Annotated in this window: 13 protein-coding genes; 8 read left to right on the top strand and 5 right to left on the bottom strand. The window is 65.3% G+C overall.

Annotated features, from left to right (window positions below):
• Positions 1-90: 90 nt before the first annotated feature.
• The 4 genes from I6F12_RS32520 (at position 91) to I6F12_RS32505 (ending at position 3093) form a co-directional block, all read left to right on the top strand.
• Positions 91-1701, top strand: coding sequence for an acyl-CoA synthetase (locus tag I6F12_RS32520; protein ID WP_225114073.1), 1611 nt, complete (start codon positions 91-93; stop codon positions 1699-1701).
• A gap of 26 nt (positions 1702-1727) precedes the next feature.
• Entirely contained in the window at positions 1728-2195 is a 468-nt protein-coding gene (locus tag I6F12_RS32515) for a MarR family transcriptional regulator (RefSeq protein ID WP_225158091.1), read from the top strand.
• An 83-nt stretch (positions 2196-2278) separates the two neighbouring features.
• Positions 2279-2647: a nuclear transport factor 2 family protein gene (locus tag I6F12_RS32510; protein ID WP_225126766.1), complete on the top strand. Its 369-nt coding sequence runs from the start codon at positions 2279-2281 to the stop codon at positions 2645-2647.
• Between the two features lie 2 nt (positions 2648-2649).
• Positions 2650-3093 carry a hypothetical protein gene (locus I6F12_RS32505; RefSeq protein ID WP_225158090.1) on the top strand — a complete coding sequence of 148 codons (444 nt, stop codon included), beginning with the start codon at positions 2650-2652 and terminating at the stop codon, positions 3091-3093.
• A gap of 1 nt (position 3094) precedes the next feature.
• Here I6F12_RS32505 and I6F12_RS32500 read toward each other — a convergent pair whose 3' ends face one another.
• Positions 3095-5323 carry an ATP-binding protein gene (locus I6F12_RS32500; RefSeq protein ID WP_225148057.1) on the bottom strand — a complete coding sequence of 743 codons (2229 nt, stop codon included), beginning with the start codon at positions 5321-5323 and terminating at the stop codon, positions 3095-3097.
• Positions 5324-5563: 240 nt separating this feature from the next.
• On the opposite strand from I6F12_RS32500, the gene I6F12_RS32495 reads away from it, so the two are divergent.
• The gene (locus I6F12_RS32495) at positions 5564-6337 is read left to right on the top strand and encodes a DUF2189 domain-containing protein (protein ID WP_036009562.1); all 774 of its coding nucleotides are present in this window, start codon (positions 5564-5566) and stop codon (positions 6335-6337) included.
• 193 nt (positions 6338-6530) lie between these two features.
• Here I6F12_RS32495 and I6F12_RS32490 read toward each other — a convergent pair whose 3' ends face one another.
• Both I6F12_RS32490 and I6F12_RS32485 read right to left on the bottom strand, forming a co-directional pair.
• Positions 6531-7043, bottom strand: coding sequence for an SRPBCC family protein (locus I6F12_RS32490; RefSeq protein ID WP_036009564.1), 513 nt, complete (start codon positions 7041-7043; stop codon positions 6531-6533).
• Positions 7044-7071: 28 nt separating this feature from the next.
• Positions 7072-7386: a helix-turn-helix domain-containing protein gene (locus I6F12_RS32485; RefSeq protein ID WP_036009566.1), complete on the bottom strand. Its 315-nt coding sequence runs from the start codon at positions 7384-7386 to the stop codon at positions 7072-7074.
• A gap of 125 nt (positions 7387-7511) precedes the next feature.
• Here I6F12_RS32485 and I6F12_RS32480 point away from each other — a divergent pair, with 125 nt between their 5' ends.
• Positions 7512-8132, top strand: a complete 621-nt coding sequence (locus tag I6F12_RS32480; protein WP_225158089.1) for a LysE family translocator — start codon at positions 7512-7514, stop codon at positions 8130-8132.
• A 4-nt stretch (positions 8133-8136) separates the two neighbouring features.
• On the opposite strand, the gene I6F12_RS32475 is transcribed toward I6F12_RS32480, so the two are convergent.
• Positions 8137-8940, bottom strand: a complete 804-nt coding sequence (locus tag I6F12_RS32475; RefSeq protein WP_225158088.1) for an N-formylglutamate amidohydrolase — start codon at positions 8938-8940, stop codon at positions 8137-8139.
• A 76-nt stretch (positions 8941-9016) separates the two neighbouring features.
• Between I6F12_RS32475 and I6F12_RS32470 the strand changes: the two genes are divergently transcribed.
• Entirely contained in the window at positions 9017-9415 is a 399-nt protein-coding gene (locus tag I6F12_RS32470; protein WP_225158087.1) for a gamma-glutamylcyclotransferase family protein, read from the top strand.
• Between the two features lie 56 nt (positions 9416-9471).
• On the opposite strand, the gene I6F12_RS32465 is transcribed toward I6F12_RS32470, so the two are convergent.
• The gene (locus tag I6F12_RS32465) at positions 9472-10035 is read right to left on the bottom strand and encodes a chlorite dismutase family protein (RefSeq protein WP_057027835.1); all 564 of its coding nucleotides are present in this window, start codon (positions 10033-10035) and stop codon (positions 9472-9474) included.
• A 256-nt stretch (positions 10036-10291) separates the two neighbouring features.
• Here I6F12_RS32465 and dnaG point away from each other — a divergent pair, with 256 nt between their 5' ends.
• Complete coding sequence (dnaG, locus tag I6F12_RS32460) at positions 10292-12289, top strand: DNA primase (RefSeq protein ID WP_225158086.1); 1998 nt, start codon at positions 10292-10294, stop codon at positions 12287-12289.
• Positions 12290-12567 lie beyond the last annotated feature (278 nt).

The following is a 12567-nucleotide window of genomic DNA, read 5'->3' as shown; positions in this document are numbered from 1 at the left end:
GGCGCCCCGGAATGACGGCGAGGGACTTGTCCCGTGCGCCCGCGGCCCTAGACTGAACGATAATAACAAGACACCGGAAACGACCATACCATGCTCACCGAAGCCGCAAGCTACGACGAACTCGTCCGCAACTTCCGTTGGGATATCCCCGCGCGCTTCAACATCGCGGAGGCGTGCTGCGATCGCCATGCCGACGGCACCGGCCGGCTTGCGCTGATCTATGTCGACGACACCGGCGCCACCAGCCGCACCACCTTCGACGAGATCGCGGAGATGTCGCGCCGCTTCGCCAATGTGCTGTGGGCGGACGGGCTTGTGCGGGGCGACCGCGTCGCGGTGTTCCTGTCGCAGTCGCTGGAATTGCCGATCGTGCACATGGCGGCGTTTCGCTCGGCCCTGATCTCGATCCCGCTGTTCGCCCTGTTCGGCGAGGACGCGCTGGAATTCCGTCTGTCGAACTCCGAGGCCAAGGCGATCGTCACCGACGAAGCCGGCTGGGAAAAGCTGTCCAAGATCCGCGACCGCCTGCCGGAGCTGAGGAACGTCTACATCGCCGGCGCGCGAGTGCCCGCCGGCACGACATCGTTCTGGGATGCGGTAAAGGCCGCTTCGCCCGACTTTACGCGCGCGGACACCTCGGCCGACGATCCCGCCCTGATCATCTACACCTCGGGCACGACGGGTAACCCGAAGGGCGCGCTGCATGCGCATCGTGTCGTGCTCGGCCATCTGCCGAACGTGGAGATGTGCCACAACTTCTTGCCCAAGCCCGGCGATCTCATGTGGACGCCGGCGGATTGGGCCTGGATCGGCGGGCTCATCAACGGTCTGCTCGCGTTCTGGTACCACGGCATTCCCCTGGTCGGCCATCGCGCGCGGAAATTCGAGCCGCAAGCGGCGATGCAGATGATGGCCGATCTTGCCGTTCGCAACGTCTTCCTGCCGCCGACGGCGCTGAAGCTGATGCGGCAGGCCGGCGTCAAGCATTCCGGCGTCAAGCTGCGCAGCATCTTCACCGGCGGCGAATCGCTCGGGGGTGAATTGCTCGGCTGGGTGCGCGAGACGTTTGGTGTCGACGCGCATGAGGTGTTCGGCCAGACCGAGTGCAACCTCGTGATCGGCAGCAACGCGAACCTGTTTCCGATCCGCCCGGGTTCGATGGGCAAGGCGACGCCGGGCTTCGATGTCCGCATCGTCAACGACAAGGGCCAGGAATTGCCGCGGGGGCAGCGCGGCATCATCGGCGTGCGCCAGCCGTGCCCCGTCACCATGCTCGAATATTGGCGCAATCCGGAGGCGACCGCGAAGAAATATGCCGGCGACTTCCTGCTCACCGGCGATCTCGGAGTGCAGGACGAGGACGGCTATTTCTGGTACGTCAGCCGCGAGGACGACGTCATCACCACCGCCGGCTATCGCGTCGGCCCCTCCGAGATCGAGCACACGCTGATGAAACATCCGTCGGTGGCCATGGCTGCGGTGGTCGGCATTCCCGATCCGATCCGCACCGAATCGATCAAGGCCTGGATCGTGCTGCGTCCGGGCTTTGCCGGCAGCGACACGCTCGCGCGCGAGATTCAGGACTTCGTCAAGGTGCAGCTCGCCGCGCACGAATATCCGCGCTTCGTCGAATTCACGGAGACGCTGCCGATGACGGCAACAGGCAAGGTGCTGCGCCGCGAGCTGCGGGCCAAAGGCTGACTTCTTACAAGGGCTGGCTTCCGACCATGGCAAAGACGTCTCAAGCCGCGGGGCTTCACCGCGCCTCGCTTGCAAAGCTGCACGAGCTCGATACGGCGCTGGAGCTCATGTATTACGGCTGGCGCGGCATGACGCTTGAGGCCGACGCATATCTGGCCAAGCAGGGCCTGTCGCGTCCGCACCATCGCATCCTCTACGTTGTGGCGCGCCGGCCCGACATCGCCATCGGCGCGCTGATCGAGATCCTCGGCATTTCCAAGCAGGCCCTCAACCGGCCGCTCAATCTGCTGCTGGAGCGCAAGCTCCTGACCTCGAAGCGGGCGCCGGAGCAGCACCGCTCGAAATTGCTGCGCCTGACGGAAGCGGGGCGGCGCATCGAGCAACGGGCCTCGGACCACGAGCGCCAGGTCCTGCACGAAGCGTTCGCGCGCGCCGGGGCGAGCGGTGCGGCGGGATGGATCGGCGTGATGGAGGCGATCGCCGACAACAACTGACCTAAATCTCAAGTCAACATAGTTGACATGAGGCGCGCGCTTTGCCACCTTCCGGGCCACAAGCCGAAGGGAGGATCCGTGTCGTGAGCGGACAGGCAATGGACCGCGCGGCCGCTGCAAGCTTCGTCGCGGCATGGTGCGCGAACTGGCGCAAAGTGGACATCGACGCGGTCGTCGCCCATTTCGCCGACGATGCACAGATGCGCAGCCCTCTCGCGCTCACCCTGACGGGGTCTCCGACCGTCACCGGCGCCGAGAACATTCGCGCCTACTGGCGGAAAGCCTACGGCCACATCGAAAGCGCCGACCTGAAGATCCTGGACTGGAGCTGGGACGAGGCGATCGCGCGACTGACGGTGTGGTGGCAATTGGGCGATACGCGCGCCAGCGAATTCATGGACTTCGACGATGCGGGCCGTGTGGTGCGCAGTGAAGCCTTTTACGGAAAATGACCATGCGATTTTCGGATATCGTCCTGCTTCTCAACACGCTCTGGTTCGTGGGCGCGTTCATCCAGTTCAGCATCGCGCAAACCAACACGTTGAAGATCCTGCTGCCGCGGGAGGAGCGCAGCAATCCGATCGCGCCGACCCTTGCGGCGAGCGTTGCGTTCCTCGGCGGCATGAATCTGCCGATCGGGCTCTTGTCGCTCTATCTTCTGGCCGCCCGTCCGTCCTTCTTCCAACCGGTCGAAGCGCAGCTCGCGCTGTTCCTGTTCTTTGCCGCCTGCCATTTCAGCCAGTTCGCCTATAACGTCCCGGTGCTGATGCGCGGCGGCCGCGTCGGGGTGGCCTATTGGCCGGTGTTGAAGGGCCCGATGCTCCGGATCTTCGTGATCGATGCGGCTCTGTTCGCCGCTAATCTCGCAATGGCGCTGCAGCTCACCATCGCGTCCTGATCTAGCGCGGCGGCTCCGAGAGGGCCGCGCGCAGCATCGCGGCGAGCTCCTTGCGCCGGAACGGCTTGGTCAGAATGCGCGCGTCGATCCCGTCGGGCGTCTTGACCGGATCCTGGCTGTAGCCGGACGTGAAGAGCACCTTGAGGCCAGGCCGCAGTTGAACGGCCTGCCTCGCCAGCTCCGGCCCGAACATGCCGCCGGGCATCACGACGTCGGTGAACAGCAGCTGGATGTCCGCGGACTGGCGCAGCACGTCCAGCGCCGCGGGGCCGTTTGCCGTCGTGATGACGCGGTAGCCGAGCGCTTTCAGCTCGTTCTCTACATAGGCGCGCACCATGTCGTCGTCCTCGACGACGAGGATCGTTTCGTATCCCTCGGGTGCGGCGACACGCGCTGCCGGTGACGGCTCCTCGCTCGACGACGTCGGCAGGCGAGGAAAGAACAGCCTGACCACGCTGCCTTGACCCGGTTCGGACTGCATCTGCACGAGTCCGCCGGATTGCTGCGCAAATCCGTAGACCATGCTGAGGCCAAGGCCGGTCCCCTTGCCGACCTCCTTGGTGGTGAAGAACGGCTCGAACGCGCGCTGCAACACCTCGCTGCTCATGCCGGACCCGGTATCCTTCACGGCCAGCATGACGTAGTCGCCGGGCCGCGGCTCGCCGTTGACGTCGAGGTCGGATTCACCGAGCGATGCATTCCGCACCTCGACCATCAGCTTGCCGCCGTCAGGCATCGCGTCGCGCGCGTTGAGCACGAGGTTGAGCACGGCCGTCGCCAATTGGCCGGGATCGACGCTGGCGAGCCAGAGATCCGGCGCGAACGTGAAGCTGGATTCGATGTGCTCGCCCAGGGTCCGCTGCAGAAGCTGCTTCATGCCGGTCACCTGCTCGGCGATGTCGATCTCGCGCGGCCGCAGCGGCTGCTTGCGCGCGAAGGCGAGCAGGCTCCGCGTCAGGTCGGAACCCCGCTCGGCGGCGGTCGCAATGTCGTCGGCGATCCGGTGCAATTCCTTGTTACCTGCAAGCCTGTCGGCGAGGTGTTCGGAATTGCCGAGAATGACAGTCAGGAGATTGTTGAAATCGTGCGCCACGCCGCCCGTGAGCTGGCCCATGGCTTCCATCTTCTGCGACTGGCTGAGCTTGTGGCTGAGATCGGCGATGGCGGCGCGCTGCTGCTCGAGCGATTCGGCCGTGCTGTTGAGCAGCGTCATCAACCCGCCGAGCTCGCCCCCCGGGTGGGGCTCCGGAATGCGCGCGCTGAGATCGCCGTGCCCCAGGCTCTTCGCCATGGCGGCGAGCCGCCCGACCTGCCGTCCGATGCTCACCGTCGTGAGGATCCAGAGGCCGGCGAGGAGCAGCAGCGAGGCCACCGCCAGGATCGCCATGTCCTCGTAAAGCCGGCGGTTCGCTGCCGCGATCAGTCCGTCCTTGGACCGCCCCACCAAGATATAGAGTCCGGCCTTGCGGATCGCGGGCGAGCGGGCAACGCCCCAGATCTGCGTGCGGCCGTCGCGATCGGCGATCTCCCGGAATGGTTCGCCGTCGGGATCTGCCGCGAAGCGGAACAGGTCGGAGCCCGCAATGGAGCCGCCGATGGGTACGCTCCAGCCGCCGCGCTTGGGGGCGGCCAGGACCGTGCCCTTGGCGTCGACGAGCAGGATGTCCTTCTCGGCGAGCAGCCGCTTGTCGTGAAACTCCGCGAATTTGTTCAGGTTGAAGGAGGCCAGCAGCACGAATTTCAGCGCGCCTGTATCCGATCGCACCGGATAGGCGATCTGCAGCACCGACAGTCCGGTGAGGCGGCCGAACACCGGTTCCACCGCGACGAGGCCGTGAAGAGTCTGGACCTCTTTGAAATAGCCGCGGTCGTTCAGGTCGAGCGTGCGGTTGGTCCGCAGCGAGTCGCAGAACAGCCTGCCGTCGGGATCGATGGTCAGGATACCCGTGAACTGCGGATATTCCTCGCGGACATCCGACAGAAACGCCGAGCATGCCGCCTTGTCGCGCGTGTCGAGGTCGCGGGCGCGGGCGAGCCCGTAATGAAGCTGGGCAGTCCCCTGGATCTTCTCGCCGAGATCGCTGGCGATGTCGTCGGCGGATGCGGCGAGATTGGCCAGCGCCGCGTCGATCTCGCTCGTCCGGTTCTGCACGAAGCGCAGCCCGACCAGAATCGCCGGCACAAGCATGGCCGCGATGACGAGGATAAGTAACCGGGTACGCAGGCTCATCGGTGGGCGATCGGCTCTCGGGCGACGGTATTCGGAGGTGCAATTTGCGGCACGATCATCTGCCCCGTCCATAGCGGTCGGTGCAAAAATCGCGCGAAAGGCTAACGATTTCGCCGTGCGAGCATCGTCCCTTCGCTGCTACCCTTCGCGCCGGCCGGCTTCAAGTTGCGCCGCCGCGCGGCGGCGCTAATATCGCGGCATGCGCGCGACGAAGATCGCGCCGATGTGCGGAGGAAGCTGATGTCCATCTCGGGCAAGGTCGATCCGGTGGTGCGTCCAGTGGCGGCGGTCGACATCGCCGAGGCGCTGGTCGAGGGCCTCCGCGATTTCCAGGCGCTGCCGCTCTACGGTCTCTGCTTCGGCGCGCTCTATGCCGCCGGCGGCATCGTCATCATGCTCTGTCTCACTGCCTTCGGCATGGTCTACCTGGTCTATCCCCTCGCTGCCGGTTTTGCGTTGATCGGACCGTTCGTTGCGATCGGCCTCTACGAAGTCAGCCGGCGCCGTGAGCGCGGCGAGCCGGTCTCGTTCGCTGCGATCTGGTCCGCGATCCGCTCGCGCAGCGAGATCGGCTGGATGGCCTTCGTGACGTTGTTCGTCTTCGTGGTCTGGATGTACCAGGTGCGGCTCCTGATCGCGCTGCTGCTCGGCCTCAACGCCTCGTTCTCGAGCTTGCAGGAATTCATGACGGTGGTGCTGACGACCAGCGAGGGCCTCTTGTTCCTGGCCATCGGCAATGCGGTCGGGGCCGTGCTGTCGCTGATCCTGTTCTCGCTGACCGTGGTGTCGTTCCCGCTGCTGCTCGATCGCGAGGTCGATTTCGTCACGGCCATGGTGACGAGCGTGCGCGCGGTGGTGACGAGCCCGCTGCCGATGATCGGTTGGGCCGCATTGATCGTGATGCTGCTGATCGTCTCGGCGCTGCCCTATTTTCTCGGGCTGGTGGTCACGCTGCCGGTGCTCGGGCATGCGACATGGCATCTGTACCGCCGGTTGGTGGCGCCGGTGGCTTAGTGTCGGCGCTCTTCCTTCTCCCCTTGTGGGAGAAGGTGGCGCGAAGCGCCGGATGAGGGGTCTCTCTCCGCGGACTCATTGAGAGAAGTGTGCGCGGAGAGAGACCCCTCACCCGTCTCGCCGCTTTCGCGGCGAGCCACCCTCTCCCACAAGGGGAGAGGGGAAGAAGCGACCTACGCTTGTCCTTCTTCAATTACGGCACCTTGATCCCCATCGCCTTCAGCGCCTCCAGCAACCGCACCGGCGGGGACATCTCGATATGCGGCGCCTTGCCGGTCTCCAGCAGGCTCTTCAATCCGGAGAGGATCGCGGGCCAGCCGGTGCGGCCGCCGGAAAGGATGTCGTCGCTGAGCTCGCGGTCGTGGCGTTGGCTCAGGGTGAGGCGGACGGCTTCGCCGGCCTGCTCGATCTCGTAGGTGACGATGGTGGTGCCGAGCTTTTCCACGAGGTCCGGCCAATTGACGTTCCAGCTCACCGTGAGCCTCCTCGGCGGATCGTATTCGAACACTTCGCCGCGGATGTGCTCGGAGCCGTCGGGCGCGTGCACGACGAAACTGCCGCCGAGCTTCGGCTCCATCTCCACCGCAAAGCCGGAAAAATATTTCCGGCTGAACTCGGCGGACGTCAGCGCCTCCCACACCTTCTCGGGCGTCGAGGCGATGTAGATGGTGTAGACGGTCAGCGGCTTGAATTGATCGAGGTTCATCGTGCATCAAATCCTTCGTTGAGCGGACTCACTCGTCGCCGTTCTCCAACTGACGTTTCAGCTCGTTGAGCGCGGCGAGCTTGCTGCGCTCGAACTTCCTGATCCAGCGTTCGCCGATCTGATGGATCGGCACCGGGTTGAGGTAGTGCAGCTTCTCGCGTCCATGCCTGATGGTGGTGATGAGGTTCGCTTCCTCCAGGATGGCAAGGTGCTTGGTGACGGCCTGTCGCGTCATCGCAAGCCCCTCGCAGAGCTCGTTCAGTGTCTGGCCGTTTCTGGCGTGAAGCCTGTCGAGCAGCGAACGTCGCGAGCTATCCGCGAGCGCCTTGAAGACCTCATCCATGGCGGCGATAATAGGCAACTAAATGGTTGCATGTCAAGGGATCGGCTTGGAGCGACTGACGCGTCTTCCGTTCCAGCGCTCGCCATGCATTAATGCGGCGAAACCGCCTTCAGCGAGTCCCTCCCATGATGTCCATGCAAGCCTACCTCGCCTTCGTCGCCGCCTGCATTGCGCTGGCGCTGCTGCCGGGGCCGATCGTCACCCTCGTCATCGCCAATGGCCTGCGCCACGGCACGCGTGCGGCGCTCATCAACGTGGCCGGCGCGCAGGCCGGGCTTGCCATCGTCATCGGCATCGTTGCGATCGGCCTGACCTCGCTGATGGCGACCATGGGCTATTGGTTCGACTGGGTGCGCTTTGCCGGCGCCGCCTATCTCGTCTGGCTCGGCATCAAGCTGATCTGGGAGCCGGTCGAAGGTGTCGATGTCGACGCGCCGCCTCCGCCGCCGCGCGGCGGCTTCTTCCTGCAGGGATTCCTGGTGCTGCTGTCGAACCCCAAGGTGCTGGTGTTCTTCGGCGCTTTCATCCCGCAATTCATGGACATGAGCCAACCGCATTTCCCGCAGGTCGCGCTGCTGGGTGCCACCTTCATGGTGACGGCGGTGATGACCGATGCGCTCTACGCGATTGCCGCCGGGCGCGCCCGAAAATTCTTCTCGGCGCGGCGCACGCGGATGGTGTCGCGCATCTCAGGCGGCTTCATGATCGGCGGCGGCATCTGGCTGGCACTGACGCGGGCGAAGTGACCGCTTAACTCATTCCCTGCTCGCGCAGCGCGGCCTCGATCTCGCGCAGGATCCGGGCCAGCCGCTCGGCCCATTGCTGCTGGCCGCTCTCCTCAGTGATCAAGTCCTGGCGGATCTCGATGCCGGTGTTGACGAGGCCGCGCGCCTCGCCGTGGACGGGGATGGTATAGTCGGTGATGTCGCTCACCGCATAAGGCTGGTTGTCGCCGACGACGAGCGCGCTCTCGGCCCGCAAATGCTGCAGCATCAGCCGCGGCAGCACCGTGTCGCGGTGATAGAGCGTGCCGATATGCCAGGGCCGCGGCTCGCCGTAATAGACCGGCGTGAAGCTGTGCAGCGCCACCAGCACCGTCGGCCTGCCCGCCCTGATGCGCGCATCGATCGCCGCGCCAATCCGGCGGTGATAGGGATCGAAGATCTCGCGCCGGCGCATTTCCTTGGCCGCGGCCGAGAGCTCCTCATTGCCGGGGATGGCGGTCGCCTCGGAGATCACGGGAATCGAGCTTGCGACGCCCGGCGGGCGGTTGCAGTCGATCACCAGGCGCGAATAGCGCTGCGCGATCAGATGCGCATCGAGCATCGCGGCGAGCCGCTCGGCGACACCGGCGATGCCGATGTCCCAGGCGATGTGCCTGACGAGATCGGTCTCCGCGACGCCGAGATCGCCGAGCGCGCGCGGCAGCACCCGTCCGTAATGGTCCGCGGTGAGCAGGAACGGCGATGTCCCTGCCGTATTCACCTCATGCACGGGCGGAATGTCGCCCTCGCCGAGCAGCTGGTCGGTTGCGTCGGCTATATCCAAAGCCATCCTGATTTGCCTATGGAATGACAAACTGTGTAAACGGAGTAGCGGTATCGCACCGACGCCGCAACGTTGGAACGGCATGAGCTCGGATAGACTTTTCGTTTACGGCACCCTGATGCGCGGCTTCGACCACCCGATGGCGCGGCTGCTGGCCGGCCATGCGGAATTCCTCAGTGAAGCCACCTGCCGCGGCCGGCTCGTTCTGGTGAAGCACTATCCGGGATTGCTGCTCTCCGAGAGGGCGTCGGACATCGTCCATGGTGAGTTGTTTCACCTGCGCGTGCCGGACGAGCTCCTGCGCGAACTCGACATGTACGAGGCCTGCGGCGAGGGCTTTCCGGAGCCCACCGAATATCTGCGGCAGATGATCGAGGTGACGCTGCCCGACGGCACCACCGGGAAGGCCTGGACCTACGTCTACAATTGGCCGGTTACCGATCTGCCGCGCATCGAGTCCGGGCGCTTCCTTGATCGCTAGATATTCTCGAGCGTGATCTTCTCGGAAAACCGCTGCGCACTTTTCCGGATCATGCTCTATGCCGACAGCACTTCCTTCACCACGCGCACGTCGACCTCGCGCTCGACATAGCTCCACTCCTCGGTCCGCCGCAGCATCGCCACCAGCTCCTCGAACAGCGAGGCGTGCACGGGGGCGAATTCGAACCAGGTCAGGAAATCGAAGGGGCCGCCGAGGTCGCGGCAATGATAGAGCTGGCGCGCGATCGCGGGCAGGAAACGAAGACTGCTCGCGATGTGGTGCGACTTGTCCTCGAAGATCTTGCGGCGCTCTTCCTGGGTCAGCTCCCACCAGGCCTGCGATTTGCGGATCGGGATCAGTGCCGCGCTGGTGGCCTCCAGCCGGCCGAGGCCGGCCTGCACGGCAACGAGCTGCTGCTTCTCGGCCCGCTCGGTGTAGCGCAGGCTGCTGGCGACGCCGACCAGCCGCCAGGCATTGCGCGAGGGCACCAGCGGCAATGAGACGGCCTCGCTGTCGGTCACCGACAGCGCCGGCACGAAGGGCAGGGACTCGCCCGTCACAGGCGAGAGCGAGGTCACCCGCCAACCCCCGGTCTGGCCGCCCCGAAAGGTCCTGAACATGGCGGTATGGAAGCGTGGAACCGGGCGCGGTTCAAGCTTTCTGTCATTCCGGGGCGCGCGCAGCGCGAGCCCGGAATCCATTTCTCCCAGCATTCCAGTGGCTCGATGGATTCCGGGCTCGCCCCTTCGGGGCGCCCCGGAATGACGGAGAGGGCTGTGAACAGCGCGGATAAGCCCGACAAACCTGGCCTTTGACCGGGCCGTCCCTATATCCCTGATCCTTCGCCCGACTCAAACGCTCGGCTAAACTCGCCCCATGCGCTTCACGCCCCAGTTCCTCGACGAGCTTCGTGCCCGGCTTTCGGTCTCCGAGGTCGTGGGCAAGCGCGTCAAGCTGAAGAAGGCCGGGCGCGAGTGGAAGGGGCTGTCGCCGTTCCAGCAGGAGAAGACGCCGTCCTTCTACGTCAACGACCAGAAGGGTTTTTATCACGACTTCTCCTCGGGCAAGCACGGCGACATCATCACCTTCGTGATGGAGACCGACGGCCTGCCGTTCGCCGAAGCGGTGGAGCGGCTCGCCAATATGGCGGGCCTGCCGCTGCCGGCGGTGACGCCCAACGCCGCGCGCGAGGAGCAGCGGCGGCGCTCGCTGCATGACGTGATGGATCTCGCGGCGAAATTCTTCGCCGAGACGCTGGCCTCGCGCGTGGGCGCGAAAGCGCGCGGCTATCTCGCCGATCGCGCCATTTCGCCGGCGACGCAATTGCAGTTCCGCCTCGGCTATGCGCCGGGCGAAAGATTCGCGCTGAAGGAGCATCTCGGCAAGCTCGGCGTCTCCGTCGAGGACATGGTCGAGACCGGTCTGTTGATCGGCGGCGACGACATCCCCGTTCCCTACGATCGCTTCCGCGATCGCGTGATGTTTCCGATCACCGATCTGCGCGGCCGCGTCATCGCCTTCGGCGGGCGCGCGCTGGAGAAGGACGTTCCGGCCAAATACCTGAATTCGCCGGAGACGCCGCTCTTCCACAAGGGCGACAATCTCTACAACCACCAGACCGCGCGCAAAGCCACCCATGACGGCAGCCCGCTGATCGTGGTCGAAGGCTACGTCGACGTCATCGCCATGGTCACCGCGGGCTTTGCCGGCAGCGTCGCGCCGCTCGGCACCGCGCTCACCGAAAGCCAGCTCGCGCTGCTCTGGAAGATGGCGGACGAGCCGATCCTCTGCTTCGACGGCGACCGCGCCGGACGGAAGGCGGCGTATCGTGCTGCGGACCTTGCCTTGCCATTCCTCGCACCCGGCAAGAGTCTTCGCTTTGCGCTGCTGCCGGAAGGGCAGGACCCCGATGATCTCGTGCGCTCGGGCGGGCGCGGCGCGATCGAGGAGGTGATCGGCGCTGCCCGCCCGCTCGCCGACATGATCTGGTCGCGCGAGCTCGAAGGCGGCAATTTCGCCACGCCCGAACGGCGCGCCGCGCTGGAGGCCCGCATCAAGGATCTCACGAACGGCATCCGCGACGAGGTGGTGCGGCGCTATTATCGCGACGACTTCGTCGAGCGGCTGCAGCGCACCTTCGCGCCCGAAGGCGGGCGCGGCTTTGGCGGCCGGGGCAATTTCCGCCCCGGTGGCGGCCGGCCGTTCCAGCCGCGGGGCGGGGCGAATCGATTCGGTGGACAAGGGTTCGGCGGCCGCCGCGGCGCCCCGGGTCCGACCCCGCTGCCCTCCGGCCCCTACCAGGCGGCGAGCCCGCAGCTGGCGGCAAGCCCGATCCTGCGGGGCCAGCGCAGCGCCATCTCCCGTCGGGAGGCCCTGATCCTGCAATGCCTGATCAACCACCCCTGGCTGCTGCACGAGCATCTGGAGGAGGTCGCCGCCCTGGAGCTGGCCCATCCCGAGGCCCACAAGCTCAGGGCCGGCATCATCGCCGCCTTCGCCAACGACCATCACCACTCGCCGGACCCCGGCGAGCAGGCAGAAAAGATGCGCGGCGACCTCGAAAAGGGCGGATTTTCTCAAACTCTTCAGAGGGTTGAGAATGTCATCACGACCCAGGCGGTGTGGGCCGCCCGCGAGGGCGCGGCGAGGGACGACGTTCTTGCCACCTGGCACCAGCTGGTTGCCTTGCATCGGCAATGGCATTCACTACTTAGAGAGCTGAAAGACGCCGAGCTGGCCTTGGGGGAGGATCCCAGCGAGGCCAATTTGGCGTGGCTGCGTGACGTCAAGGCTCGGATAGGGGAAGTCGACGGTACCGAGGCCCTGATCGAGGGTTTTGGCGAGCTGTCTGGCCGGCTCCAGAAGAGCATGTGATGAAAGAAACATGCGGACGGCCACGGCTGGAACCGCTAAAAGACTCGCCAAATCCTAGGTTTGGCGGCAAAAACAGGGTTAATCGAGGCTTAACGGTCTTGTAGCACTTTGGCCCAGAGGCGGCCGCAGGCATAACAGACGCGTCAGGAATGAATCCGCGCAATCGCTGTTGGCACTACACCTGCATCCGCCGCGACAAAGAGGCTGACGAAGCGTTAGGCAATTCCGGCGAGAGAGAGTTGGGGGTGGCGAGAGGTTTGTGCGCCGCCCTTTCCGTG

The sequence above is a fragment of the Bradyrhizobium sp. IC4059 genome, assembly GCF_020193615.1.
Lineage (GTDB): Bacteria > Pseudomonadota > Alphaproteobacteria > Rhizobiales > Xanthobacteraceae > Bradyrhizobium > Bradyrhizobium yuanmingense.
The sequence above is the reverse complement of the archived record's forward strand: the minus strand, read 5'-3'. Positions and strand labels throughout refer to the sequence as shown.